Consider the following 24727-nt stretch of genomic DNA (forward strand, 5'->3'; position numbering starts at 1 on the left):
GAGAGGCGTCACCGCGCGCGGCGGCGCAGGCGCTCCTCGTCGAGGACGACCACCGACTTGCCCTGCAGCTGGATCCAGCCGCGGTGCACGAAGTCGGCCAGTGCCTTGTTCACCGTCTCCCGCGAGGCGCCGACCAGCTGGGCCAGCTCCTCCTGCGTGAGGTCGTGCTTGACGCGCAGGCCCTCGCCCTCGCGGCTGCCGAACCGGTCGGCCATCTGCAGCAGCGCCTTGGCCACCCGCCCGGGGACGTCGGTGAAGATCAGGTCCGCGACCGAGTCGTTGGTGCGGCGCAGCCGGCGGGCGAGCACGTGCAGCAGCCGCTCGCCGACCTCGGGGTGCGCCTCGATCCACGGGCGCAGCACCGACTGCGGCATGCGGGCCAGTTTGACGTCGGTGACGGCGGTGGCCGTCGCCGTCCGCGGGCCGGGGTCGAAGACCGACAGCTCGCCGAACTGGTCCGACGGGCCCATGACGGCCAGCACGTTTTCCCGGCCGTCCGGCGCGCGGCGGGACAGCTTGATCTTGCCGGACATGACGATGTAGAGGCTGTCGCCCGGCTCGCCCTCGTTGAAGACCACGCGGCCGCGGGGGAGCGTCACGGTCTCCAGGCGGCTCGCGACAGGGTCCACCGATTCCGCCGGCAGTCCCTGGAAGAGCCCTGACTGGGCCAGCACCTCGTCCACTACGCGTCCTCTCGCACACACCGCACAGGGGAGCCGGCACGCGGCCGGCCCGGTCAGCAGCCGCTTCCCTCGCGGCGCCGTCCCGGAGAGTCTAGGGGGCTGTGCCGATCATCACCCGATCAGTGGGACCGCCCCACCCCTCGAGGGCAGGGGGGTCCCACTCAGACGACGGGCGGCTCGGCCTCGCGGCGCACCCGGGACGCCCGGCGGCGGCGCCAGCGCGTGATGGCGCGGCGGATGCCGGAGTTGGCGAGCGTGTCCACCTCGCCCGGGGTGGCGGTGGAGAGGAACTCGGCCACCTCGCGCGGGCCGGCGGGCCGGCGCAGCGGCTCCTCGACGCGCTCCATCACCAGCAGGAAGGCGATGACGAGGGGCGGGAACAGGATGACGCTGAGGGCGACCACCCGGTGCTCCTCTCCTCGCCGGGGGCGTGGCCGACCGGCCGCGCCCGCACTCCTGTGTACCCCGGTGCGCCGCGGGACACCGCGACGGTCGCGATGATGGCACGCGCCCGGGACGGTCGGCCGGTCCGCCTACCCTCGACCGCGTGTCCTCGCCCGCCCACGCCCGGCCCGTCCCGCCGCGCGCCCGCCGCGCAGCCGCCCGGGGCGGCTCCCCGTTCGACCCGGACGAGACGCCGCTGGCGCGCACCCGGCGGGCCCGGCGGATGGCCCGCGAGCTGGCGCTGATCCACCCCGACGCGCACTGCGAGCTGGACTTCACCGACGCCTTCGAGCTCCTGGTCGCCACCGTGCTGTCCGCGCAGACCACCGACAAGACGGTCAACAAGGTCACCCCCGCGCTGTTCGCCCGCTACCCCGACGCCCCGGCGCTCGCGGGGGCCGACCGCGCCGAGCTGGAGGCCATCCTCAAGCCCACCGGCTTCTTCCGCGCCAAGGCCAACTCGGTGCTGGGGCTGGCGCAGGCGCTGGTCGAGCGCTTCGACGGCGAGGTGCCCGGGCGGATGGCCGACCTGGTCACCCTGCCCGGCGTCGGCCGCAAGACCGCCAACGTCGTCCTCGGCAACGCCTTCGGCGTCCCGGGCCTCACCGTGGACACCCACTTCGGCCGGCTGGTGCGCCGGTTCGGCTGGACGGCGGAGGAGGACCCGGTGAAGGTCGAGGCCGAGGTCGCCGAGCTGGTCCCCGAGCGTGACTGGACCATGTTCAGCCACCGGGTGATCTTCCACGGCCGGCGGGTGTGCCACGCCAAGAAGGCGGCCTGCGGTGCCTGCGGCCTCGCGCAGTGGTGCCCCTCCTACGGCATCGGCCCGACCGACCCGGAGGTGGCCACGGCGCTGGTCAGGACCCCGGCCGCCTCCGACACCGAATGAGCGCGCGCAGCAGGACGGCGGCCGGCGCGCTGGCGCTCGGCCTGGCGCTGGCCGGGTGCACCGCGGACGCCGCCGGCGACGGGCCCCCGCCGCCGGCGCCCGCCACCCCGCCGTTCGCCCTCGAGCCGTGCCCGGAGCAGGCCGACCGGCCCGCGAGGGGTGCCGAGACGCTCCCGCCGCTGGTCCTGGAGTGCCCCGGCGGCGGGACGCTGGACCTCGGCCGCGCGCCGGGTGTGCCGGCCGTGGTCAACCTGTGGGCCAGCTGGTGCGGCCCGTGCCGCGAGGAGCTGCCGCTGGTGCAGCAGCTGGCCGACGCCGCCGGGGGCCGGCTGGCCGTGGTCGGCATCGTCAGCCGCGACGGCGCCCCGCAGGCGGCGTCCTTCGCCGCGGACGCCGGGGCGACCTTCCCCAGCGCCTTCGACGGGGACGGCGAGGTCATGGCCGGCCTGGGCCTCAACGGGCTGCCCTACACCTACCTGCTGGACGCCGACGGCGGGATCGCCCACGTCCAGGTGGGGCCGGTCGCCGACCTCGCCGAGTTCGAGGCGCTGGCCGCCGAGCACCTCGGGGTGACGCTGTGACCGGGGCCGGCCTCCCCGCCGACCTCCCCGGCTACCTGCACCGGCTGCTCGCGGCCGGCGACGACCTCCCGCTGCGGCACCGGATGCCCCGGCCGACGGCGACCGCCCGCCGCTCGGCCGTCCTCATCCTGTTCGGCGAGGGGCCGCGCGGCGCCGACGTCCTGCTCATCGAGAAGTCCGCCCACCTGCGGACCCACGCCGGGCAGCCGGCCTTCCCCGGCGGGGGAGCGGACCCCGGTGACGACTACCCGGTGGGCACCGCGCTGCGCGAGGCGGAGGAGGAGGCCGGCATCGACCCCGACGGGGTGCGGGTGCTGGCCACCCTGCCCGAGCTGTTCCTCGGCCCCTCGGACAACCTCGTCGTCCCCGTCGTGGGCTGGTGGGACGACCCGCGCGACGTCACCGTGGGCGACCCGCGCGAGGTGGCCCGGGTGGCGCGGGTGCCGCTGGCCGACCTCGCCGACCCGGCCAACCGCTTCCGCATCCGGCACCCGTCGGGCTACGTCGGCCCGGCGTTCGGCGTCGCGGGCATGGTGGTCTGGGGCTTCACCGGCGCCCTGCTCGACGCGATCCTCGAGGCGGCGGGGCTGGGCCGGCCCTGGGACCCCTCCGACGTCCGGCCCCTGCCGGCGCTCGGCGCCCGCCGCCCGCAGCTGCCCGGCACGCTCGACCCGGCCGACGACGAGGACGCCGCCGCGCCGACAGTCGCCGACCCCGCACCCGACGGGCTGTCTGCGCGTACGGTTCCCCCGCGATGAACGCCAGAACGCTCGCGCCGGGCCCCTGCAGGAAGGCCGTGGTGGCCGCTCTCGCCGTGGTCCTGCTGGCCGGCTGCGGTGGCGGGGAGACGGCCGGGCCGGCGGCGGCGGCGCCGTCGTCCGGCCCGGCGCTGGGCACGGTGACCACGGCGCCGGACGGCGTGCAGGAGGTCACCCTGCGGACGCAGGACGACTACGTGTTCACCCCCGACGCCTTCACCGTCGCGCCCGGCCCGGTGCGGCTGACGGTGCTCAACGCCGCGGAGCAGCTGACGCACAACTTCCGCTTCACCCCGGGCGCCGGGCCGGAGCCGATCGACCCGGAGATCCCGCTGCTCACGCCGGGGGAGAGCCGGACCATCGAGTTCACCGTGACCACGCCGGGCGAGTACGGCTTCGAGTGCAGCTTCCACACCCAGCTGGAGCAGTACGGCACGATGACGGTCAGCGGCTAGGTACGCGCATGTCGGTCGTCGACCTCGTCCTCATCGGGCTGGCGCTGGTGTTCGCCCTGTCCGGGTTCCGGCAGGGCGTCATCGTCTCGGCGACCTCCTTCTTCGGCTTCTTCGGCGGCGCGGTCCTGGGCGCCCAGCTGTCCCAGCCGGTCGCCGACCGGTTCGACGGGACGGCGACCTCCCGGGTGTTCGTCGCGCTGGTGGTGGTCCTCGCCGTCGCGCTGCTGGGCCAGGTGGTCGCCGGCGCGGTGGGGCGGGCGGTGCGCCGCCGGGTGACCTGGCAGCCGGCCGAGGTCGTGGACTCCGTCGCCGGGGCGCTGCTGTCGGCGGTCGCGGTGCTGCTCGTCGCGTGGATGGTCGCCACCCCGCTGGCCACCGCGCCGTTCCCCGAGGTGGCCGGCCAGGTGCGGCAGTCCGCGCTGGTGCAGGCGGTCGACCGCAGCGTCCCGGCCGGCGTCCGGAGCCTGTACGACTCGCTGCGGGAGACGATCGACCGCAACGGGCTGCCCGACGTCCTCGACCCGCTGACCCCCACGCAGGTGCCCGACGTGCCGGCGCCGGACCCGGCGCTGCTGGGCAGCCCGGTGGTGCAGTCGGTGGCCGGGTCGGTGGTGCAGATCAGCGGCGTCGCGCCGTCGTGCTCGCGGCAGATCGACGGCTCCGGGTTCGTCTACGCCGCCGAGCGGGTGATGACCAACGCGCACGTGCTCGCCGGCGTCTCCGACCCGGTGGTCAGCGCGGAGGGCGAGGACTACGACGCCGTCCCGGTGTACGTCGACGAGGCCGCCGACGTCGCGGTGCTCGCCGTGCCCGGGCTGCCGCAGGTGCCGCTGACGTTCGCCGACGAGTCGGCCGTGGCCGGGGACGACGCCATCATCATGGGCTACCCCGGCGGCGGCGGGCTGTTCGTCGGGTCGTCGCGGGTGCGCCAGCGCACCGACATCAGCGGCCCGGACTTCCGCAACGAGCAGACCGTGGTCCGCGACGTCTACGCGCTGCGCGGCGAGGTGCGCGCCGGCAACTCCGGCGGCCCGCTGTTCGACCCGCAGGGCCAGGTGCTCGGTGTCGTGTTCGCCTCCGCCATCGACGACCCGCTCACCGGGTACGCGCTCACCTACGACGAGGTCCAGGACGCCGCCGCGACCGGTGCCGCCTCGTCCTCCCCGGTGGCGACCGGCGCCTGTGAATGAAGGACCACCCTTCCCCCCACACCTCGCTCCGCTCGGCGCGGGGCCCTGGAGGGTGGCCGTTCCAGACACTCACCTGAGCCAGTCGGTGAGCGCCCGGTTGACCTCGTCGGGGACCTCCTCGTGGGGGAAGTGCCCCACGCCGGGCAGCTCCCACCACGCGTAGGCGCCGGCCACGTAGCGGCCCGAGCCGCGGGCGGTCGACGGCAGCACGCAGGTGTCCTGGTCGCCGTGCAGCTGCAGCGTCGGGGCGGTCACCGGGGCGGCCATCCGGCGGGCGTAGCGCCAGCCGTCGGGGCGGACCTGGGAGCGGCCGGCCCAGCGGAAGTACTCCATCGAGCCGTAGGCGGCCTGCGGGATCCGGGCCGCCGACCGGTAGCGGGAGACGGCCAGCGCGAAGTCCGCGGTCGACGTCCACCCCGGCCCGGCCCACCGGCGCAGCAGCTCGGCGACCGGGTCGTCGTCGGTGCGGGTCAGCCGCCGTTCGGGCAGCCGGGGGAGCTGGAAGCCGAGCACGTGCCGCAGCGCCCGCCGCTGCGCCCGGTCGCGCAGCGCGGCGCGCAGCTGCCGGGGGTGCGCCATCGACAGCACCGCCAGCCGCCGGACGCTGCGCGGGTGCAGTGCGGCCATCGTCCAGGCCACCAGGCCGCCCCAGTCGTGCCCGACCACGACGGCGTCCTGCTCACCGAGGGCGCGGACCAGGGCGGCGACGTCCGAGGCGGCGGTCGGCAGGTCGTAGCCGCGCGGCGGCTTGTCGCTGCCGCCGTAGCCGCGCAGGTCCGGGGCCACGGCGCGGAACCCGGCCGCGGCCAGCGCCGGCAGCTGGGCCCGCCAGGCCCACCAGAACTCCGGGAAGCCGTGCAGCAGCAGCACCAGCGGCCCCTCGCCGGCCTCGGCGACGTGCAGCCGGACGCCGTTGGCCGACAGGTCGCGGTGCGTCCACGGGCCGGGCAGCAGGACGCTGGTGGCGTCCGGCGGCTCCTCGTCGGCGGGGGTCACCGGGGCCGGGCGAGCCGGTCAGACGGTGTAGTCCTCGCGGCCGGCCAGCTGGACCCGGCCGTTGCTGACGGTGGGCACCTCGCGGCGCCGCTGGCCGGGGGCCTCGCGGTGCATGACCTCGGGCAGGTCGCGCAGCGTCTCGATGGTGCGCTCGGGCTTCTCGATCTTCTTCAGCGCGCTGCGGCCGACCAGGGCGGCGACCGCGGCCAGCAGCACCAGGAGGAACCACACGATGAGGTAGGAGATCCAGCGCTGCAGGCCCAGCCAGGTGAGGAACTCCGCGATCGCGATGAACAGGAACACGCCGGAGAAGGCCAGCAGGACGCCGGCGGCCGCCAGCGCCCCGGCCCCGACGCCGGCCTTCTTCGCCGACGTGCCGATCTCGGCCTTGGCCAGCTCGATCTCGCTGCGGATCAGCGTCGAGACGTCGGCCATGGCGCTCTGCACGAGGCTGCCGACCGAGGGCTCGTCCGCGCGGGTGCTGCGGACCCCGGCCGGGCTCGACGATGCGCTGTGGGCCACGAGGGGCACCTCCTGGGGTCGGACGGACGGCTGTCGGGCCGCCCGGACGACGGACCCACCGGGGGAATCGTGCCCCACGATCACCGCCCGCGCCCCCCGGCCTCCCGGGTCGTGCACCGGGAGGCCGGGGCGTGAGGTGCTGGAACGGCCCCTCGCAGGGTCCCGCCGCGAGCCTGTGAGCGGCGGGGGCGAGGGGTCCTCCCTCAGTCGTCGGAGGAGGCCGAGGCCGGCAGCTTGTCCTTGATCAGGTTCATCACCGAGTCGTCGGTGAGCGTGGTGACGTCACCGAGCTCGCGGTTCTCCGCGACGTCGCGCAGCAGCCGGCGCATGATCTTGCCCGAGCGGGTCTTGGGCAGCTCCTGCACCACCATGATCTGGCGGGGCTTGGCGATCGGGCCGATGTCCTTGGCCACGTGGTTGCGCAGCGTCTGCACCAGGTCGTCGCCGGAGTCCTCGGCGTTGCCGCGGAGGATGACGAAGGCCACGATGCCCTGCCCGGTGGTCGGGTCGCTGGCGCCCACGACCGCCGCCTCGGCCACCGTCGGGTGCGCGACCAGGGAGGACTCCACCTCGGTGGTGGAGATGCGGTGCCCGGACACGTTCATGACGTCGTCCACCCGGCCGAGCAGCCAGATGTCGCCGTCGGCGTCCTTCTTGGCGCCGTCCCCGGCGAAGTAGACCTCCTTGCCGAACCGCGACCAGTAGGTGTCGACGTATCGGTCGTCGTCGCCCCAGATGGTGCGCAGCATCGACGGCCACGGCTCGGTGAGCACCAGCAGCCCGGTGGCGTCGTCGCCGAGTTCGTTGCCCTCGTCGTCGACCACCTTGGCCGAGATCCCGGGGAAGGGGGTCTGCGCGGAGCCGGGCTTGAGGCTGGTGACGCCGGGCAGCGGGGTGATCATGTGCGCGCCGGTCTCGGTCTGCCACCAGGTGTCCATGATCGGGCACCGGCCGCCGCCGATGTGCTCCTGGTACCACAGCCACGCCTCGGGGTTGATCGGCTCGCCCACCGAGCCGAGCAGCCGCAGGGTGGACAGGTCGAACCCGGCCGGGATGTCCTCGCCCCACTTCATGAACGTCCGGATCACCGTGGGGGCGGTGTAGAGGATGGTCACGCCGTACTTCTGGATCAGCTCGAACCAGCGGCCGCGGTGCGGCGTCTCCGGCGTGCCCTCGTACATGACGCTGGTCGCCCGGTTGGCCAGCGGCCCGTAGACGATGTAGCTGTGGCCGGTGACCCAGCCGACGTCCGCGGCGGTCCAGAAGACGTCGGTGTCGGCCTTGAGGTCGAAGGTCGCCCAGTGCGTGTAGGCGACCTGGGTCAGGTAGCCGCCGGAGGTGTGCAGGATGCCCTTGGGCTTCGCCGTCGTCCCCGAGGTGTACATGATGTACAGCGGGTGCTCGGCGTCGAAGGCCTCCGGCGTGTGCTCGGCCGACTGCCGGTCCACCGTCTCGTGCCACCACAGGTCACGGCCCTCGGTCCACTCGACGTCCTGCTCGGTGCGCTTGACCACGACCACGTTGCGGACGCCGGGGCTGCGGGACACCGCGTCGTCCACCGCCGGCTTGAGCGCGGACGGCGCGCCGCGGCGGTAGCCGCCGTCGGAGGTGATCACCAGGACGGCGCCGGAGTCCTCGAGCCGGCTGGCCAGCGCGTCGGCGGAGAACCCGCCGAACACGACCATGTGGACGGCGCCGATGCGCGCGCAGGCGAGCATCGAGATGACCGCCTCGGGGATCATCGGCAGGTAGATGGCGACCCGGTCGCCGGCCTGCACGCCGAGCTCGACCAGGGCGTTGGCGGCCCGCGAGACCTCGTCCTTGAGCTGGGCGTAGGTGAGGGTGCGGGTGTCGCCGGGCTCGCCCTCCCAGTGGTAGGCGACCTGCTCGCCGTGCCCGGCCTCGACGTGCCGGTCGACGCAGTTGTAGGCGACGTTGAGCTTCCCGCCGACGAACCACTTGGCGAACGGTGGGTTGGACCAGTCCAGCACCTCGTCCCACCGCTGCGCCCAGGTCAGCCGGTCGGCCGCCTCGGCCCAGAAGCCCAGCCGGTCCTGCGCGGCCCGCTCGTGGGCGTCGGGGCCCACGTTCGCCTGTGCCGCCACGTGCTCCGGCACCGGGAACCTGCGGCCCGCCAGTTCGGTCGACTCGCTCATGCGACTCCTCCTGCTCCGCGGCGTCGTCGTCGACGCCCCTGTCCTGTGCGTGGTCGCGTCCGGCGCACGGCCCCACGCGACGCAGCGTGCTCCCCGCCACACCGTATGGCCACGCGGGCTCCGCGTCTGCCCCGGTCCGGCACCGCGACGGCCGGGTCGGCGCACCGGCGGGGCAGACTGTCCCGGTGACGGCGGGGCTGCAGGCGGCGGTGGCCGTGCGGGTGCCCGGCGCGGCGGCGCTCGGCCTGGTCGTGCCCCCGTCGACGGACGCCGTCCCCGCCGTGCTGTTCGCCGACCCGGACTGGACCGCCGCCCGGCTGGCCGCGCTCGGCGTGCGGTACGCCTCCGGGGACCGGCGGGTGCTGGCCACGGTGTGGTGGTACTCGGCGTCCTCGGTGCTGCTCACCCCCGCGCTGGCCGGGCTGGCCACCGGGCTGCCGCTGTCGGCGCGGCTGGCGGACACGTCCGTGGCGCTGCTGGGCGGGGGGACGCCGATCGCCGCGACCTCGTCCGCGCCGGGCGCGGACACCGCCGCGGAGCTGCGGGAGACGCTGGCCGCCGTCGTCGACACCGTGGCGGCGGCCGGGGGCCTGCGCCCGCGGCCGCTGTGGGCGGTCGCCGCCGACTCGCTGGCCAACCGGCTGCTCGCGCTGGGCCGGGCGCTCGGGGAGGAGGGCCGGCTCACCGCCCTGGCCGCGCCGCTCGCCGCCGCGGTCGGGCCACCGCTGCCCGCGCCCCGCTACGTCGACGTCACCGGCGTCCGGTTCACCCGGCGGGTGTCGTGCTGCCTGCTCTACCGGCTGCCGCCCGAGCCGCTGTGCACCTCCTGTCCCCGCCGTCCGGCCGCCGAGAGGCAGGTCCTGCTCGAGGACGCCGCCGCGCGGATGCGCTGACCCGCGGCAGGCGGGCGTTCGGCCGGGCGGTGCCGCGGCCGCGGGCGATCCGGGTCGGTGCTGCGACACGCCTCCCCCGACGCCGACGTGCCGGTGGTCCACCTGTCGGCCGACGCCACGGGCCGGCCGGGGCGCACCTCGCGCTGGATGCCGCGCTGGCGCCGCTCCGGGAGGACGGCGTCCTGGTGGTCGGCAGCGGCGACGTCGTCCACAACCGGTCCGCCGTGAGCCGCGCCGCGGGCGACACCGGGTCCGACCGGGCGCGGCGCTTCGACGAGCGGGTGCGCGAGGTGCTGCTGGAGCAGCCCGCCGAGGTCGCGGCGCTCGACGGGCACTCGGACCACCGGCTCGCCGTCCCCACGCCCGACCACTTCGTGCCGCTGCGCTACGTCGCCGGCCTGGCCGCCGCGGCCGGCACGACGGCCGAGATCCTCGTCGACGGGTTCACGCACGCACGCCTCGCTGCCGATGGCCGCCTGCACGGTCGGCATGCCGGCGCTCGCCGGTCCCCGAGGCGCGCACCGTCTCAGCCGGCTGCCGCGGGGAGCTGTCGCTGGAGGAGCTGGCGCGGCGGATCACCGGCGGTGCGGTGCGGCTCGCGGCGGCCACCGCGGCGTGGCTGGCACTGGTGGCCGAGTTCGACCGCCGGGAGGGCTGGGGTGCGGTCGGCATCCGCTCGTGCGCGCACTGGTCGGCGTGGCAGTGCGGGCTGTCCGCCGGTGCGGCCCGGGAGCACGTGCGGGTGGCCCGCGCGCTGACCGTCCTCCCCGCCACCGCAGCGGCGTTCGCTGCCGGCCGGCTGTCCTGTGCCGAGGTGCGGGCGCTGACCCGGGTCGCCGAGCCGGCCACCGAGGCCATCCTGTCGGGCCTGGCGCACGAGCTCACCGCCTCCCGACCGGAGCGAGTGGTGCGGGGATGGCGCCGCTCGGACGCGGCCGCGAGCCCCTGGCGGTCGATCGCGCCCGCCGGTTCGCCACCCGGGCCCAGCGCTGCACCGCCGCGACGGCGGCTGCGCCCGCCCCGGCTGCCCGGAGACCCGTATCGAGCGGCTGCACGCCCACCACCTGCGGCACTGGCTGCACGGCGGGCGCACCGACCTGGACGACCCGGTGCTGCTCTGCGACGTCGACCACGGCCTGGCCCACGACCTGGACCTCGTCATGGCCCGCCGGAACGGGCGGCTGGTCGTCACCGCACCGGACGGCCGCCGGGTGTGGGGGCCGCCGACGTCGCCTCCGCCGACGGGGTGCACGGGCTGACCGGCGAGCCGGACGAGCGGCTGGTCGCCGGCGTGCACCCGCTCGACACCGCGATCGAACGCCGGTCGGACACGGCACCAGGGACCACGGCTCCCGCGACGCCCCGGCCCGTCGATCCGCCGGCGCGGCGCAGGTCGATCACCCGGCTGCTCCCCCCGACCGGACACCGGACCTGCCCGACGCGGTGCACGTCAACGGCGAGCGGATGGACCTCGCCCACGTCGTGGGCGTCCTGCTGCACCACCGCGACCTCGAACACCGCCCCCCGCCGAGCGTGCCGGGACCACCGGGGAGGTGACGGCCGTGGCGTGACCGGCCGCGTTCCCGCGGGAACGCGGGCGCGGGCGGACCTCGGCGGGCGGAGCTCAGTGCGGCGGAACCACCGGCGCGGTCAGCCGGACCACGTCCCCGACCACCCACACCGCCGGGGGCCGGATGCCCTCGTCGGCCAGGGTTTTCGCCAGGTCGGCCAGCGTGGTGCGCACCGTGCGCTGCGTGGGGGTCGAGCCGTCGGCGACCACGGCCACCGGCGTCTCCGGGGCCCGGCCGTGCTCGACGAGCGCCGCGGCGATCGCCGGTGCGGTGTCCACGCCCATGAGCACGACGACCGTGCCGCGCAGCCGGCCGAGCGCCGCCCAGTCGACCAGCGACTGCGGGTGCCCGGGCGGCACGTGCCCGGAGACGACGACGAACTCGTGGGTCAGCCCCCGGTGGGTGACCGGGATGCCGGCCAGCCCGGGGACGCCGATGGCGCTGGTCACCCCCGGCACCACCTCGACCGGGACGCCGGCGGCCACGCACGCCTCGAGCTCCTCCATGCCGCGGCCGAAGACGAACGGGTCCCCGCCCTTGAGCCGCACCACCCGGCGGCCGGCGCGGGCGTGCTCGACCAGCAGCGCGTTGATCTGCTCCTGGGCCATGTACCGCCCGCGGGGCAGCTTCGAGGCGTCGATGACCTCCACCTCGGCCGGCAGCGAGGCCAGCAGCGACTGCGGCGCCAGGTGGTCGGCCAGCACGACGTCGGCCTGCGACACCGCCTGCTGGCCGCGCACGGTGATCAGCCCCGGGTCACCGGGTCCGCCGCCGACCAGGACGACCGAGCCCGGCCGGCCGCCGGCGACCTGCCGCCCGGCGTCGTCGCGGATGCTGCCGTCGGACAGCCCGGCCAGCACGGCGTCCCGGACCCCGACCGCGCGCTGCGGGTCCCCGCCGCCGTGCACGCCCACCACCAGGTCGCCCTGGCGGCCGACCGCGGGGGTCCACACGCTGGAGGCCGACCGGTCGTCGGCGCGGGCGCAGAACACCCGCGACCGCTCGGCCTCCTCGGCCACCGCCGCGTTGACCTCCGGGTCGTCGGTGGCGGCCACGGCGTACCAGGCGCCGTCCAGGTCGCCCGGCCGGTAGGCGCGCTGCACCCAGGCGACCTCGCCCGGGCCGACCAGGGCCTCCAACGCCGGGGTGACCGCCGGGCTGACCACGGTCACCCGGGCGCGGGCCTCCAGCAGGCCGGCGACGCGGCGGTGCGCCACCTGGCCGCCGCCCACGACGACCACGTGCCGGTCTAGCAGCCGCAGCCCGACGGGGTAGACGACCCCGCTGGCGGGGTCGACCGGGGTGGGCTTCACCGTGACTTCCCGGTCACGCCCGCGGAGTCGAACGTCGCCACCTCGCGCAGCGCCCGCGCCGCGCTGGCCACCAGCGGCAGCGCCAGCAGCGCGCCGGTGCCCTCGCCCAGGCGCAGGTCCAGGCCGAGCAGCGGGCGCAGGCCCAGCGCCCGCAGCGCGAGGGCGTGCCCCGGCTCGGCCGAGGTGTGCCCGGCCAGCGCGTGCTCCAGCGCCGCCGGGCACAGCGCGGCCGCGACCAGCGCCGCCGACCCGGCGATCACGCCGTCCAGCAGCACCGGCACCCGGGCCGCCGCCGAGCCCAGCACGAACCCGGCCAGCGCCGCGTGCTCCAGGCCGCCGACCTCCGCCAGCGCGGCCAGCGCGGCCTCCGGCGTCGCCGGCCGCTCCGGCACCCGGGCCGCCGCGCGAGCGACGACCGCGACCTTGCGGGCCAGCGTCGGGTCGTCGACCCCCGTGCCGCGGCCGGTGGCCGCCGCGGCCGCGGCCCCGGTGAACGCGCAGACCAGCGCGGCCGACGCCGTCGTGTTGGCGATGCCCATGTCGCCGGTGACCAGGCAGCCGTGGTCGGCGGCCAGCGCGGTGGCCACCTCGATGCCGACCTCGACCGCCTGCCGGGCCTCCGCCACGGTCATCGCCGGGCCGACGGCGAGGTCGGCGGTGCCCGGCCGGACCCTGCGGACCAGCAGCGCCGGGCCCGGCTCGACGGCGTAGGGGGTGGCGACCCCGACGTCCACGACGACGACGTCGGCGCCCAGCTGCGCGGCGAAGGCGTTGACCACCGCACCGCCGCCGACGAGGTTGGCCACCATCTGCGCGGTCACCTCCTGCGGCCAGGGGGTGACGTCCTGGGCGTGCACCCCGTGGTCGCCGGCGAAGACGGCCACCGCGGCCGGCGTCGGCAGCGGCGGCGGGCAGCTGCCCGCGGTGCCGGCCAGCTGGGCGGCGACGTCCTCCAGCACCCCGAGCGAGCCCGGCGGCTTGGTCATCCGGTCCAGCCGGTCGCGGCCCGCGCGCTCGGCACCGGCGTCCCGCGGCGTGACCGCGGCGATCGTCGCGCCCAGCAGGGTGCCCGGGAACGGGGCGGCGTCGGGTGTCATCGGGCGGCTCAGCGGATCTCCTCGGGGATGCGGTGCTCGTCCCGGGACGCCGGTGTCGTGGGGAGCGCTGGTCCCAGGATGGCAGCGAGGTCGGCGGCGAAGGCCACCGAGGTGCCGGGGTCCCGGACGGCGACGCGCAGGTGGTCCGGCGACAGGCCGGGGAAGGTGTCGCCGCGGCGCACCGCCCAGCCGCGGGCCCGCAGCGCCGCCCGCACCCGCGCGCCGCCGGGCACGCGGAGCAGCACGAACGACGAGCGCGGCGTTCCCAGCACCTCGACCCCCGGCGGCAGCGCGGCCAGCAGCGCGGCCCGGTGCCCGGCCAGCTCGCGGGCCGCTCCCTCGGCCTCGGCGCGGGCGGCCGGGGTGGTGCACGCGGCCAGCGCGGCCAGCGCGGGGGTGGACACCGGCCAGTGCGGCTGCTGCGCGGCCAGGGCCGCGACCAGGTCCGGCGGGCCGAGCGCGTAGCCGACCCGCAACCCGGCCAGCCCCCACGTCTTGGTCAGGCTGCGCACCACGAGCAGCCCCGGCAGGTCGCGGCGCCCGGCCAGCGACGCGGGTTCCCCCGGCACCGTGTCGGCGAAGGCCTCGTCGACCAGCAGCACCCGTCCCGGCCGGGCCAGCCCGGCGACGGCCTCGGCCGGGTGCAGCACCGAGGTCGGGTTGGTCGGGTTGCCGAGCACCACCAGGTCGGCGTCCTCGGGCACCGCCCGCAGCACGTACCCGGGCGGCTCCAGCAGCAGCCGCGCCACCGGGTGCCCGGCGGCGCGCAGCGCGGCCTCCGGCTCGGTGAACGACGGGTGCACCACGACCGCCCGGCGGGGCGCCAGGGCCCGCGCGGTCAGCGTGAACGCCTCGGCCGCCCCGGCGGTGAGCAGCACCTCGTCGACCGGCCGGCCGTGCGCGGCGGCCACCGCGGCGCGCGCCGGGCCGGCGTCGGGGTAGCCCGCGGCGTCGTCCAGGGCCGCGTGCAGGACGGCGCGCAGCCAGGGCGGCGGCGTCCCGGCGCGGACGTTGACGGCCAGGTCGACCAGGCCGGGCGCCAGCTCGGCGTCCCCGTGGTGGTGCAGGTCGCTCACCACGCCGTCCATCAGGTCGCCACCGCCACGGTGACCCGGCCGACCACCGTCCGGCCCACGAGCAGCGTGCCCCCGCCGAGCAGCGCCGCGGCCTCCGCGACCGACGGCGTCCCGACCGCGGCGGCCACCCGCGCCGACGGCGACGGCACCGGCACGGCGGCCAGCGCGGCGGCCGGGTGCCCGGTCAGCGGCCAGCCGCGCGCGGCGGCCGCGCCGACCAGGCCGGGCTCCACGGCGCGCGCGTCCAGGGTGGCCAGCCGCACCTCGCCGGCCGGGTCCGGCAGCACGGCGTCCACCGCGGCCAGCACCTCCGCGACGCCCACCCCGGGTCGCGCACCCACCCCGACCACGGTCACGGCAGGACCCGCTCGGGCAGCGCGGCGAGCAGTTCGCCGGCGTCGCGGGGGAGCGCGCCGTCGGGCAGCAGGCCCAGCGCCCGCAGCCGGGCGCCGACGGTCAGCGCCCAGGGGCGGTCCAGCCGGGCGCGGGCGAGCAGGTCGTCGTCGGACAGGACGTCGGCGGGGCAGCCCTGCACCACCGCGCGGTCGACGACGACGGCGACGTCGTCGGCCCAGCGCAGCGCCAGGTCGACGTCGTGGGTGCTCATGACGACGGTCGACCCGGACGCCCGCAGCCGCTCCAGGGCGGCCAGCGCCTCGGTGACCGCGGACGGGTCCAGGCCGGCCGTCGGCTCGTCGAGCAGCAGCACGCAGGGGCGCATCGCCACCGCGCCGGCGATCGCGACCCGCTTGCGCTCGCCGTAGGACAGCTGGTGGGTCGGCCGCGCGGCGAGGCCGGCGACGCCGAGCAGCCCGAGGGCCTCGGCCACGCGCTCCCGGACGGCGTCCTCGGGCAGGCCCAGGTTCAGCGGGCCGAACGACACGTCCTGCGCGACGGAGGCGCTGAACAGCTGGTCGTCGGGGTCCTGCAGCACCAGCTGCACCTCCTGCCGGTGCGCGCGCAGGCCGGCGCGGGTGTGCCGCAGCCGGACCCCGTCGACGGCGACCGTGCCCGCGACCGGCTCGAGCGCCCCGGACAGGCAGCGCAGCAGCGTGGTCTTGCCCGAGCCGTTGGCGCCCAGCAGCGCCAGCCGGCGCCCGGCGGGGACGGTCAGGGACGCACCGTCGAGCACCCGCTGCCCGCGGGCGTACCCGACGACCAGCGCCTCGGCGACCAGCGTCCGGTGCGTCACCCGGCCACCCCGACGGCCACGATCGCGGCCAGCCCGGCGGCGGAGGCGGCGAGGAAGGCCCGGGACGACGGCAGCACCTCCGGCAGCACCCGCAGCCCGGTCTCCATGCCGCGACCGGCCAGGCCCTCCTGCATCCGGCGGGCGCGGTCCCAGGAGCGGGTGAGCACCGCGGCGGCCAGCGCGCCCGAGGAGCGGTACGAGCGGCGCCAGGTGGAGTGCCCCATCCGCGCCGTCTGCGCCTCCCGGATCGCGCGCAGGCTGGCCAGCAGCACGAACAGCATCCGGTAGGTCACGCCGGCCACCTCGACCACGGCGGCCGGCACCCGCAGGGCGCGCAGCGCGGGCAGCAGGTCCGACACCGGCGTGGTACAGGCCAGCAGCAGGACGGCGGCGCTGCCGGCCAGCGCGTGCGCGGTGAGCGACCCGGCGCGGGCGGCGGCGTCCGGCGCCCAGCCGAGGCCGCCGGTGCCCACGGTGACCGCCGACGTCAGCGCCCCGGCCAGGATGAACGCCAGCGGCCAGCGCACCGCGCGGCCGAGGGTGCGCGCCGGCACCCGGGCCGGGCCGAGCGCGAGCACGACGGCGGTGAGCCCGACCAGCACGCTGCCCGGCCACGCGGGCAGCGCCAGCGCGCACACCACCAGGCCGCCGCAGAGCAGCAGCTTGTCGGCGGGGGAGCGGCGGCGCCAGGCGCTGGCCCAGGCGGCGTCGTCCACGGCGAGCCCGGTCACGTGCCGCCGTCCCCCCGTGCCCGGTCCGCCGCTGCCCGCTCGGCCAGCCGGCGGCCGCGCAGCCGGCCGAGCACGTAGCCGAGCACGCCGCCGCCGAGCCCGGCCTGCAGCGCGAACAGCCCGGACTCCACCTCGCTCGACGACGGCGAGAACACCGACGCGAACCACGGCTGCGCGCCCTGGGCCTCGGCGAGCTCCGCGGCCGCGGCGTCGGTGCCGGAGAAGTCCGACGCCCCGCCGTCGAGCACCAGCGGCAGGGCGACCAGCGCGACCACGGCGAGCACCAGCAGCGCGGTGACCAGCCGGGAGCGGGTCACCGAGCGGGCTCCGGGCGCAGCAGGCCGAGCCGTTCCAGCTCCGGGCGGGCGTTGGTGGTCAGCGCGCGGAACAGCAGGACGCCGAGCAGCCCCTCGCCGACCGCCAGCGGCACCTGGGTGAGCGCGAACACGGACAGGAACTTGACCAGCGCGCCGGGCACCCCGGTCTCGGCGTCGGGCAGGGCGAGCGCCAGCTGCCCGGCGGTGGTGACGTAGGTGGCCAGGTCGGCGACGGCCATCGCGGCGAAGACGCCGGGCAGCAGCCCGCCGCCGAGGGCCCGGGTGAGCCGGTAGGCGCCGTAGCCGGCCCACGGCCCGACGACGGCGAACGCGAAGGCGTTGGCGCCCAGCGTGGTCAGCCCGCCGTGGGCCAGCAGCAGCGCCTGGAACAGCAGCACGATCGTGCCGAGCAGCGCCATGACCGGCGGCCGGAACAGCACCGCGCCGGCGCCGGTGCCGGTCGGGTGGCTGGAGCTGCCGGTGAACGAGGGGAGCTTCACCGCGCTGAGCACGAAGGTGAACGCGCCGGCCGCCCCGAGCAGCAGGGTGGCCTCCGGGCGCTCGCGGACCTCGACGACGACCCGCCGCGCGCCGTGCACGACGAACGGCGCCGCGGCCAGCGTCCAGCCGACCGCGTGCGGCACCGGCAGGAAGCCCTCAGCGATGTGCACGCAGGGCCTCCTCCGGCAGCCGTGCGGCCGCGGCGACGAAGCGGGCGGCGATCCCCGGGGAGCCGGCCCAGTTCAGGTGCAGGTAGGAGGCGTGCACGCCGCCGGCGACGTACCCCTCCGGCTCGGCGTCCGCCCACTGCCAGGCCGGGGCGGCCCCGGCGCGGGGGGTGGCCACCGTCCGGTGGAACTCGTGGCCGCGCACCCGGGTGCCCGCGGCGGCGAGCACGGAGTCGCTGAGCGCGACTGCCTCCCGGTAGCCCAGGGTCAGCCGCGGCGACATCACCGCGTCGGTGGGCAGGACCCCGCACATCGGGACGCCGTCCAGGCTGCGGGCCAGGTAGAGCAGCCCGGCGCACTCGGCGGCGACAGGCGTCCCCCGGACGGCGAGCGCGGCGATGTCCGCGCGCAGCGTCTGGTTGGCGGAGAGGTCCGCGGCGTGCACCTCGGGGAACCCGCCGCCGACCACCAGCCCCGCCGTGCCCTCCGGGAGCGCCTCGTCGCGCAGCGGGTCGACGAGCACGACCTCGGCGCCCGCGGCCTCCAGCAGCTCGGTGTTCTCCGCGTAGCCGAAGGTGAAGGCCGCGCCGCCGGCGACCGCGATCCGCGGCCGGCCCTCGACCCGGACGACCTCGGCGGCGGGGTCCCAGGGGACGGCGTCCAGGGCGGGGGCCGTGCGGGCCAGCCGCAGCACGGCGTCCAGGTCGACCGAGGCGGCGACCACCTCGCCGAGCCGGCCGACGGTGGCCAGCGCCTCGGCCGACCGTTCGGCGGCGGGCACCAGCCCGAGGTGCCGGGACGGCGTGCCGAGCTCGGTCAGCCGCCGGACCGCGCCCAGCACCGGCACGCCCGAGCCGCCGAGCGCGTCGCGGAGGATCTGCTCGTGCCGGTCGCTGCCGACCCGGTTGAGCACCACCCCGCCCAGCCGCACCGTCGGGTCGTAGGTGGCGAAGCCGTGCACCAGCGCCGCCACGCTCTGCGCCTGCGAGCCGGCGTCCACGACCAGCACCACCGGGGCGCGCAGCAGCCGCGCGACGTGCGCGGTCGAGGCGAAGCCGGGCTCCAGGCCGGCCCGCGTGGCGCCGTCGAACAGGCCCATGACCCCCTCGACGACGGCGACGTCCGCGCCGCGGGCCCCGTGCAGGAACAGCGGGACGACCCGCTCCTCGCCGACCAGCACCGGGTCCAGGTTGCGCCCCGGGCGCCCGGCGGCCAGGCCGGTGTAGCCCGGGTCGATGTAGTCGGGGCCGACCTTGTGCGGGGACACGGCCATGCCACGGGCGGCCAGCGCGGCGACCAGCCCGGTGGCGACCGACGTCTTGCCCGCGTTGCTCGTCGGCGCGGCGACGACGACGCGCGGGACGGCGCTCACCACTCGATCCCCCGCTGGCCCTTCTGGCCGGCGTCCATCGGGTGCTTGACCTTGGTCATCTCCACGACCAGGTCGGCGGCCTCGACCAGCGCCGGCGGGGCGTCCCGCCCGGTGACGACGACGTGCTGGGTGCCGGGCCGGTGGACCAGGGTGTCGACGACGTCCTCGACGTCCACCCAGCCCCACTTGAGCGGGTAGGTGAACTCGTCGAGCACGTAGAAGCGGTGCGCCTCGGCGGCGAGGTCGCGCTTGATCTGGGCCCAGCCCTCGGCGGCGTCGCCGGCGTGGTCGACCTCGGTGCCCTGCCGGCGCGACCAGCTCCAGCCCGACCCCATCTTGTGCCAGACGACCGGCCCGCCCTCGCCGGTCTGCGCGTGCAGCCGGCCCAGCGCGGTCAGCGCGTTCTCCTCGCCGACCCGCCACTTGGCGCTCTTGACGAACTGGTAGACCGCGATCGGCCAGCCCTGGTTCCACGCGCGCATCGCCATGCCGAACGCCGCGGTGGACTTGCCCTTCATCTCGCCGGTGTGCACGGCGAGCAGCGGCCGGTTGCGCCGCGCCCGCGTGGTCAGCCCGTCCGCCGGGACGACGCTCACCTGGCCCCGGGGCATCAGGCGGCCTCGCGCACGGTGCGCACCGTGGCCGCCAGCGACTTCGCGGCCAGCTCCTCCAGCCGCAGCGTGCGCGCGCCGAGTGCCGTCCCGAGGACGCCGGCCAGCCCGAGCCGCACCGGCCCGGACTCGCAGTCGACCACCACGCCGGCCACGTCGCCGCGGGCCAGCAGGGCCGCCGCCCGGCGGGCGTCGCCGAGGTGGTCCCCGCCGCGCGCGCCGGTGGCCCGGCCGTCGGTGACGACGACGAGCAGCGGTCGGCGCTGCGGGTCGCGCACCTGCTCCACCCGCAGCGTGTCGTGCGCCCGCAGCAGCCCGGCGGCCAGGGGGGTGCGCCCGCCGGTGGGCAGCTCGCGCAGCCGGGCCGCGGCGGCCTCGACCGACCAGGTGGGCGGCAGCGCCAGCTCGGCACCGGTGCCGCGGAAGGTCACCAGCCCGACCTTGTCCCGGCGCTGGTAGGCGTCCATGAGCAGCGACAGGACGGCGCCCTTCACCGCGGCCATCCGCGACCGGGAGCCCATCGAGCCGCTGGCGTCGACGACGAACAGCACCAGGTTGCCCTCGCGGCCCTCCAGCGTGGCCTGGCGCAGGTCCTCCCGGGCGATCCGCAGGCCCGGACCGGTGCGCCCGCGGGCCACCTGGTGCGGGGCGGCGGCGAGCACGGTGCCGGTCAGGTGCAGCCGGGTGACCGAGCCGCGGGGCACCGTCGCGCCGACGACGCGGCCCCGGTCGCCGCGCGCCCGCGACCGCCGGCCGGCGACGCCCGCGCCGATGCCGGGGACCTCCAGGCGGCGGGTGCGGAACGGGTCGGCCGGCGCGACCGCGGCCCGCTCGGGCGCCGGCGCGGCCTCGTCCGGCGCGCCGTCCTCCGCAGGCGTGGGAGGCTCGGCCTGCGTCTCGGCGCCCGATCCGGGTGCACTGCCTCCCGTGCCCCGGTCGTCGGGTCCGCCGCCGCCCGGGCCGCCACCGTCGCCCTCGGGCGGGCCGTCGTCCTCGGGGCGGGCGTCGTCCAGGGCCTGCTCGAGGGTGTCGTCGTCCAGGCCGGGGGCGTCGAAGGGGTTGCGCCGCCGGCGGTGCGGCAGCGCCAGCCGGGCGGCGACCCGGACGTCGTCCTCGGTGACCTCGTCGCGGCCGCACCAGGCGGCGTGCGCGATGGCGGCCCGGGCGGTGACCAGGTCGGCGCGCAGCCCGTCGACGTCGAACGCGGCGCAGACCGAGGTCACCTGGCGCAGCGCGGCGTCGGAGAGGACGACGTGCGGCAGCCGGGCGCGCGCGCCGGCGATCCGCGCGGCCAGGCCGGCCTCCTCCTCGGCCCAGGTCGCGGTGAACCCGGCCGGGTCGGCGTCGTGCGCGAACCGGCGGCGCACCACCTCGGCGCGCTCGGCCGGGTCGCGCGGCGCGGCCACCTCGACGGTGAGCCCGAACCGGTCGAGCAGCTGCGGGCGCAGCTCGCCCTCCTCGGGGTTCATCGTCCCGACCAGCAGGAACCGGGCGGCGTGCCGCACCGAGACGCCCTCGCGCTCGACGTAGGCGGTGCCCAGCGCGGCGGCGTCCAGCAGCAGGTCGACCAGGTGGTCGTGCAGCAGGTTGACCTCGTCGACGTAGAGCACGCCGCGGTGCGCGGCGGCCAGCAGCCCGGGCTCGAACGCCTTCACGCCCTCGGTGAGCGCCCGCTCCAGGTCCAGGGAGCCGACGACGCGGTCCTCGGAGGCGCCGACCGGCAGCTCGACCAGCCGCGCCGGCCGCGTCTGCCCCGGGGCGTCCGCGTCGTGCGGGCCGTCCGGGCAGGCGGGGTCGGGTGCGGTGGGGTCGCAGGCGAACCGGCAGCCGGCGACGACGTCGACGGCGGGGAGGACGGCGGCCAGCGCGCGCACCGCCGTCGACTTCGCCGTCCCCTTCTCGCCGCGCACCAGCACGCCGCCGACGGCGGGCGAGACGGCGTTGAGCAGCAGGGCCAGGCGCATGTCGTCCATGCCGACGACGGCGCCGAAGGGGTAGGTCACCCGGGGGTCCTCTCCCCGGGTGTCCACGCCCGGAGGTGGCAGGAGGCGACGGCGGGAGTTCCTGACTCCCCGGCGGGTGCCGGGTCACAGTGGCGGGACCGCGCCGGAGTCGCACCGGGCTTCCTCCACTGCCGTCGCTGTGGTGGCGTCATCAGACCACGCCCGACCCCCCGGGTGACACCCCGGCCCGGTCACTCGAGGGTCCGGGGAGTGACGCGGCATGCTGTGCCGCCGCGGTTCGACCCCCCACCGCTCGCAGGCTCGCGGCGGGACCCTGCAGCGGGCCGGGCAGAGTGGGCGCCGTGGCGGAGCCGGGGTGGGGTGCGCGGGCGGCCGACGCGGCGCTGGTCGTGGCCGTCGCCGCCGGGCTCGCGCTGGCCCTCGACGTCCTCGACCTGCCCTCCCCGGCGCTGTTCGGCGGGCTGCTCGCCGGGCTGGCGCGCGGGCTGGCCGGCCGGCGGCGGCTCGCCGTCCCCAAGCCGGTCACGACGGCGGCCCAGGGGCTGATCGGCGTCTCCATCGGCGCGCTGGTCGACCTGGGCACGCTGGAGGCGGTCGCCCGGAACTGGCTGCCGGTGCTGCTGGTCACCCTCGCCACCCTGCTGCTCAGCGTGCTGGCCGGGCTGCTCATGCGCCTGCAGCGCGGCGTCAGCCCGGTGACCGGCGCGTTCGCCATGGTCGCCGGGGGCGCGTCGGGCATCACCGCGATGTCCCGGGAGCTGGGCGCCGACGAGCGGATGGTCGCCGTCCTGCAGTACCTGCGGGTGCTGCTCATCGTGGCCCTCATGCCGGTGACGGCGGCGACGGTGTTCGGCGCCGACCCGGGCGCCGGCGGGCCCACGGTGGACGACGCCGGGCCGGGCTGGCCGGCCGGGCTGCTGTTCGCCGCCGTCTGCCTCGGCGCCGGCGCGCCGCTGGCCCGGCTGCTGCGGATCCCGGTGCCCGCCCTGCTCGGGCCGATGCTGGTGGCCGCCGGGCTCGACCTCGGCGGGCTCTCCGCCGGCGCGGACGTCCCGGCGCCGCTGGCGGCGGCGGCCTTCCTGGCCGTCGGGCTGGTGGTCGGGCTCGCCTTCACCCGCGACAGCCTGCGCACCATCGGCCGCGCCATGCCCCTGGCCCTGGTCGTCATCCTCGGGCTGATCGTCGCCTGTGCCGGGCTGGGCGCGCTGCTGGCCGCGACCACCGGTGCCAGCGCGCTGGACGCCTACCTCGCCACCACCCCCGGCGGGCTCTACGCGGTGCTCGCCACCGCCCAGGACAGCGGCGCCGACGCCACCTTCGTGCTGGCCGTGCAGGTGCTGCGGCTGTTCGTGATGCTGCTGTCCGCGCCGCTGTTGGCGCGCTGGCTGCGCCGCACCCGCGGGTGACCGATGCGGCCGTTCCGGTGCCGTGGGCACCTGGCGCGCCTACCCTCGACCGGGTGCCCAGGGAGGTGAGGGAGCTGTCCGAGGAACCGACCGGCGCGGACGCCGGGACGCAGGACGCGGTGCTGCTGTTCGTCGGTGGCCCGCTCGACGGGCGGGTGGAGATCCGCGAGGCGCGCCTCGGCGAGCCCCTGCCCACCATCACGCACGTCCACCTGCACGGCGGCCCCAAGGTCGTGCACCGCTACGACCTGACCCCGCTGGGCCCCCGGGCCGGCGTGTACCGCCTGCGGCCGCGGCAGCCGGTCCGCGACCGGTCCGTCGCCGACTGAGCGGTCACGACCGGTGGAGGGCGCGCAGCGCCGCCACCACCTCGTCGAACACGGCCCGCCCGAGCACCGCACCCTCCCGGCGGGCCGCGCCGGGCGGGACGAGCAGCAGGCGGTCCAGGCGCGCCTCGCTGGGCCGCCCGCGCGGGTCCCAGCCGCCGCGGCCGACGTCCACCCAGTGGCGGCCGTACCGGGCCTCGTCCGCGGCGTCCCGGTCGTGGTCCTGGCCGGACAGCAGCAGGCCCACCAGGTCCGCGCCGCGGCGGCCGACCACGAGCACCGGGCGGTCCTTGCCGCGGCCGTCGCCCTCGTCGTAGGGCACCCACGCCCAGACGACCTCGCCGGGGTCGGGCTCGCCGTCGTCCTGCGGGCGGTGGACCAGCTCGACGCCGGCCAGCCCGCCCGGGAGGTCGCGGACGCCGCCGTCGCCCGGCGCGGCGGGTGCGGGCGGGCGGCCGGCGCGGGGCCGCAGGGCCGACCGCAGCAGCCGGCCGAGCACCCGGGACAGGGAGGGGCCGGCCACGAGGCGCAGGCTAGCGCGTCGGGCCGGGGTGCCCGAGTGTCACTCGTGACACACGGGCACCAATTCGTCACGCCTGTGGTTCGACTGGCCGACACGGGGGCACGATGTGCCCACGGGGCGGACGTGGTCTCCCCGGGAGAGGGGAGTCCCCATGACCTCGGCCGAGCCGCTTCCCCCTGCTTCGCCGCGGGGGCGCGAGGTGAAGGCGAGCGTGCTCGCCGCCTTCCAGCTCGTGGAGGACGCGCGCTACCTGGGCACCGGCCCGCGCAGCCGGCGGGGCCGCCGGCGGGCGATCGCCGAACGCACCGTCGCCTACCGGAGACTCGCCCGGGACCTGCGCGCCGGCTAGGCCCCTCCCGGGCACCGCCCCGAGCTCGCGACGGGGTCCGCTCAGAGCTCGGTGGCCAGCTCCGCGCGCATCTCCTCCTGCCCGGGCAGCGGCGTGGTCAGCCGGCAGTGGTCGCGCAGCACCTCGCCGAGCGCGGGGAACGACGAGCGCGGCACCTGCCGGTCGGCGTCCCACAGGCCCGAGCGCATGACCGCCTTGCCGCACTGGAAGTAGGCGCGCTCGACGGTCAGCACCAGGACCGAGCGCGGCCCGCGGCCGAACTCGGTGAGGTCCACGCCGAGCGCGTCGGGGCCCACCAGCGTCGTCGTCCCGAAGACCTTGAGCGTCTCCTCGAACCCGGGCACGAGGAACAGCAGGGCCGCGCGGGGGTTGCCGACGGTGTTGCGCAGGCCGTCGACCCGGTTGTTGCCCTGCCGGTCGGGCAGCGCCAGCGTGCGCTCGTCCAGGACGCGGACGAAGCCCGGGTCCCCGCCCCGCGGGGAGACGTCGGGCCAGCCGTCGGGGCCGGCCGTGGACAGCGTGGCGAACGGCGAGAGCGCGATGAAGGCCCGGCAGTGCCGGTCCAGGGCGGCCACGACCTTGTCGCGGACCAGCTGCGAGGGCTCGCGGTAGGAGGCCAGCACGGCGGCGGAGTCCATGGCCGA

The 24727-nt window shown here is 77.4% G+C and carries 28 protein-coding genes and 1 riboswitch; of the genes, 10 read left to right on the forward strand and 18 right to left on the reverse strand.

Features of this window, described 5'->3' with window-relative positions; genetic code table 11:
* Window positions 1–8: 8 nt before the first annotated feature.
* Together CHB98_RS13350 and CHB98_RS13355 are read right to left on the reverse strand one after the other, a co-directional pair.
* The gene (locus CHB98_RS13350) at window positions 9–599 is read right to left on the reverse strand and encodes a Crp/Fnr family transcriptional regulator (protein ID WP_281251866.1); all 591 of its coding nucleotides are present in this window, start codon (window positions 597–599) and stop codon (window positions 9–11) included.
* Between the two features lie 245 nt (window positions 600–844).
* Window positions 845–1087: a hypothetical protein gene (locus CHB98_RS13355; RefSeq protein WP_089306098.1), complete on the reverse strand. Its 243-nt coding sequence runs from the start codon at window positions 1085–1087 to the stop codon at window positions 845–847.
* A 143-nt stretch (window positions 1088–1230) separates the two neighbouring features.
* Between CHB98_RS13355 and nth the strand changes: the two genes are divergently transcribed.
* Genes nth through CHB98_RS13380 form a run of 5 tightly spaced genes read left to right on the forward strand, consistent with a single transcriptional unit; the run spans window position 1231 to window position 5000 of the window.
* A complete protein-coding gene (nth, locus tag CHB98_RS13360) occupies window positions 1231–2016 on the forward strand; it encodes an endonuclease III (RefSeq protein WP_089306099.1) in 786 nt (261 codons plus the stop codon).
* Window positions 2013–2597, forward strand: coding sequence for a TlpA family protein disulfide reductase (locus CHB98_RS13365; RefSeq protein WP_089306100.1), 585 nt, complete (start codon window positions 2013–2015; stop codon window positions 2595–2597). Before nth ends, CHB98_RS13365 begins: the two co-directional genes overlap by 4 nt.
* Window positions 2594–3355 (forward strand): NUDIX hydrolase, encoded by a 762-nt coding sequence (locus CHB98_RS13370; protein WP_089306101.1) that lies wholly within the window; start codon window positions 2594–2596, stop codon window positions 3353–3355. The genes CHB98_RS13365 and CHB98_RS13370 overlap by 4 nt, the downstream gene beginning before the upstream one ends.
* Before the next feature lie 41 nt (window positions 3356–3396).
* Window positions 3397–3810, forward strand: coding sequence for a cupredoxin domain-containing protein (locus tag CHB98_RS13375; protein WP_245821135.1), 414 nt, complete (start codon window positions 3397–3399; stop codon window positions 3808–3810).
* Between the two features lie 8 nt (window positions 3811–3818).
* Window positions 3819–5000, forward strand: coding sequence for a MarP family serine protease (locus CHB98_RS13380; protein WP_089306103.1), 1182 nt, complete (start codon window positions 3819–3821; stop codon window positions 4998–5000).
* Window positions 5001–5069: 69 nt separating this feature from the next.
* Here CHB98_RS13380 and CHB98_RS13385 read toward each other — a convergent pair whose 3' ends face one another.
* The 3 genes from CHB98_RS13385 to acs form a co-directional block, all read right to left on the reverse strand.
* Window positions 5070–5996 carry an alpha/beta fold hydrolase gene (locus CHB98_RS13385; protein WP_089306104.1) on the reverse strand — a complete coding sequence of 309 codons (927 nt, stop codon included), beginning with the start codon at window positions 5994–5996 and terminating at the stop codon, window positions 5070–5072.
* An 18-nt stretch (window positions 5997–6014) separates the two neighbouring features.
* Entirely contained in the window at window positions 6015–6518 is a 504-nt protein-coding gene (locus CHB98_RS13390; protein ID WP_089306105.1) for a phage holin family protein, read from the reverse strand.
* A 203-nt stretch (window positions 6519–6721) separates the two neighbouring features.
* Window positions 6722–8674 carry an acetate--CoA ligase gene (gene acs, locus CHB98_RS13395; RefSeq protein ID WP_089306106.1) on the reverse strand — a complete coding sequence of 651 codons (1953 nt, stop codon included), beginning with the start codon at window positions 8672–8674 and terminating at the stop codon, window positions 6722–6724.
* A gap of 185 nt (window positions 8675–8859) precedes the next feature.
* On the opposite strand from acs, the gene CHB98_RS13400 reads away from it, so the two are divergent.
* Window positions 8860–9567: a (2Fe-2S)-binding protein gene (locus tag CHB98_RS13400; protein ID WP_089306107.1), complete on the forward strand. Its 708-nt coding sequence runs from the start codon at window positions 8860–8862 to the stop codon at window positions 9565–9567.
* 1109 nt (window positions 9568–10676) lie between these two features.
* Entirely contained in the window at window positions 10677–10826 is a 150-nt protein-coding gene (locus CHB98_RS22425; RefSeq protein ID WP_245821137.1) for a hypothetical protein, read from the forward strand.
* 365 nt (window positions 10827–11191) lie between these two features.
* Here CHB98_RS22425 and cobA read toward each other — a convergent pair whose 3' ends face one another.
* The 11 genes from cobA to CHB98_RS13465 are packed head-to-tail and all read right to left on the reverse strand — an operon-like array spanning window position 11192 to window position 21518.
* The gene (gene cobA / locus CHB98_RS13415) at window positions 11192–12451 is read right to left on the reverse strand and encodes a uroporphyrinogen-III C-methyltransferase (protein WP_089306109.1); all 1260 of its coding nucleotides are present in this window, start codon (window positions 12449–12451) and stop codon (window positions 11192–11194) included.
* Complete coding sequence (gene cobT, locus CHB98_RS13420) at window positions 12448–13548, reverse strand: nicotinate-nucleotide--dimethylbenzimidazole phosphoribosyltransferase (RefSeq protein WP_089306110.1); 1101 nt, start codon at window positions 13546–13548, stop codon at window positions 12448–12450. The genes cobA and cobT overlap by 4 nt, the downstream gene beginning before the upstream one ends.
* 8 nt (window positions 13549–13556) lie before the next feature.
* On the reverse strand, window positions 13557–14636 hold the full coding sequence (gene cobC / locus CHB98_RS13425) for an Rv2231c family histidinol phosphate aminotransferase CobC (RefSeq protein WP_089306111.1): 1080 nt from the start codon (window positions 14634–14636) through the stop codon (window positions 13557–13559).
* Entirely contained in the window at window positions 14636–14965 is a 330-nt protein-coding gene (locus CHB98_RS13430; RefSeq protein WP_245821138.1) for a cobalamin biosynthesis protein, read from the reverse strand. Before CHB98_RS13430 ends, cobC begins: the two co-directional genes overlap by 1 nt.
* 11 nt (window positions 14966–14976) lie before the next feature.
* Window positions 14977–15816 carry an energy-coupling factor ABC transporter ATP-binding protein gene (locus CHB98_RS13435; protein ID WP_089306113.1) on the reverse strand — a complete coding sequence of 280 codons (840 nt, stop codon included), beginning with the start codon at window positions 15814–15816 and terminating at the stop codon, window positions 14977–14979.
* Entirely contained in the window at window positions 15813–16547 is a 735-nt protein-coding gene (cbiQ, locus tag CHB98_RS13440) for a cobalt ECF transporter T component CbiQ (RefSeq protein ID WP_089306114.1), read from the reverse strand. Before cbiQ ends, CHB98_RS13435 begins: the two co-directional genes overlap by 4 nt.
* Entirely contained in the window at window positions 16544–16864 is a 321-nt protein-coding gene (locus CHB98_RS13445) for an energy-coupling factor ABC transporter substrate-binding protein (protein ID WP_089306115.1), read from the reverse strand. Before CHB98_RS13445 ends, cbiQ begins: the two co-directional genes overlap by 4 nt.
* Window positions 16861–17535 (reverse strand): energy-coupling factor ABC transporter permease, encoded by a 675-nt coding sequence (locus CHB98_RS13450; RefSeq protein WP_089306116.1) that lies wholly within the window; start codon window positions 17533–17535, stop codon window positions 16861–16863. The genes CHB98_RS13445 and CHB98_RS13450 overlap by 4 nt, the downstream gene beginning before the upstream one ends.
* Entirely contained in the window at window positions 17522–18904 is a 1383-nt protein-coding gene (locus CHB98_RS13455) for a cobyrinic acid a,c-diamide synthase CobB (protein ID WP_089306117.1), read from the reverse strand. The genes CHB98_RS13450 and CHB98_RS13455 overlap by 14 nt, the downstream gene beginning before the upstream one ends.
* Entirely contained in the window at window positions 18901–19515 is a 615-nt protein-coding gene (cobO, locus tag CHB98_RS13460; RefSeq protein ID WP_089306118.1) for a cob(I)yrinic acid a,c-diamide adenosyltransferase, read from the reverse strand. Before cobO ends, CHB98_RS13455 begins: the two co-directional genes overlap by 4 nt.
* Entirely contained in the window at window positions 19515–21518 is a 2004-nt protein-coding gene (locus CHB98_RS13465; RefSeq protein ID WP_089306119.1) for a putative cobaltochelatase, read from the reverse strand. Before CHB98_RS13465 ends, cobO begins: the two co-directional genes overlap by 1 nt.
* Window positions 21519–21573: 55 nt before the next feature.
* Window positions 21574–21644, reverse strand: a riboswitch (cobalamin riboswitch).
* 176 nt (window positions 21645–21820) lie between these two features.
* On the opposite strand from CHB98_RS13465, the gene CHB98_RS13470 reads away from it, so the two are divergent.
* Together CHB98_RS13470 and CHB98_RS13475 are read left to right on the forward strand one after the other, a co-directional pair.
* On the forward strand, window positions 21821–22885 hold the full coding sequence (locus CHB98_RS13470) for an AbrB family transcriptional regulator (protein WP_089306270.1): 1065 nt from the start codon (window positions 21821–21823) through the stop codon (window positions 22883–22885).
* A gap of 53 nt (window positions 22886–22938) precedes the next feature.
* A complete protein-coding gene (locus CHB98_RS13475) occupies window positions 22939–23214 on the forward strand; it encodes a hypothetical protein (protein WP_245821139.1) in 276 nt (91 codons plus the stop codon).
* A gap of 4 nt (window positions 23215–23218) precedes the next feature.
* Here CHB98_RS13475 and CHB98_RS13480 read toward each other — a convergent pair whose 3' ends face one another.
* Window positions 23219–23734 carry a type II toxin-antitoxin system PemK/MazF family toxin gene (locus CHB98_RS13480; protein ID WP_245821140.1) on the reverse strand — a complete coding sequence of 172 codons (516 nt, stop codon included), beginning with the start codon at window positions 23732–23734 and terminating at the stop codon, window positions 23219–23221.
* Window positions 23735–23885: 151 nt separating this feature from the next.
* On the opposite strand from CHB98_RS13480, the gene CHB98_RS21155 reads away from it, so the two are divergent.
* Window positions 23886–24083, forward strand: coding sequence for a hypothetical protein (locus CHB98_RS21155; RefSeq protein WP_143425084.1), 198 nt, complete (start codon window positions 23886–23888; stop codon window positions 24081–24083).
* A 41-nt stretch (window positions 24084–24124) separates the two neighbouring features.
* Here the strand turns inward: CHB98_RS21155 and CHB98_RS13485 are convergent, their stop codons facing one another.
* Window positions 24125–24721, reverse strand: coding sequence for an MSMEG_1061 family FMN-dependent PPOX-type flavoprotein (locus CHB98_RS13485; RefSeq protein WP_089306122.1), 597 nt, complete (start codon window positions 24719–24721; stop codon window positions 24125–24127).
* Between the last annotated feature and the right edge of the window lie 6 nt (window positions 24722–24727).

The sequence above is a fragment of the Geodermatophilus pulveris genome (assembly GCF_900188375.1).
GTDB lineage: Bacteria > Actinomycetota > Actinomycetes > Mycobacteriales > Geodermatophilaceae > Geodermatophilus > Geodermatophilus pulveris.

Coding starts and splice junctions, on each gene's coding strand:
- CHB98_RS13380 (WP_089306103.1), top strand. CDS start 3,819: ATGTCGGTCGTCGACCTCGTCCTCATCGGGCTGGCGCTGGTGTTCGCC.
- acs (WP_089306106.1), bottom strand. CDS start 8,674: ATGAGCGAGTCGACCGAACTGGCGGGCCGCAGGTTCCCGGTGCCGGAG.
- cobC (WP_089306111.1), bottom strand. CDS start 14,636: ATGGACGGCGTGGTGAGCGACCTGCACCACCACGGGGACGCCGAGCTG.
- cobT (WP_089306110.1), bottom strand. CDS start 13,548: ATGACACCCGACGCCGCCCCGTTCCCGGGCACCCTGCTGGGCGCGACG.
- CHB98_RS21155 (WP_143425084.1), top strand. CDS start 23,886: ATGACCTCGGCCGAGCCGCTTCCCCCTGCTTCGCCGCGGGGGCGCGAG.
- cobO (WP_089306118.1), bottom strand. CDS start 19,515: ATGCCCCGGGGCCAGGTGAGCGTCGTCCCGGCGGACGGGCTGACCACG.
- CHB98_RS13485 (WP_089306122.1), bottom strand. CDS start 24,721: ATGGACTCCGCCGCCGTGCTGGCCTCCTACCGCGAGCCCTCGCAGCTG.
- CHB98_RS13365 (WP_089306100.1), top strand. CDS start 2,013: ATGAGCGCGCGCAGCAGGACGGCGGCCGGCGCGCTGGCGCTCGGCCTG.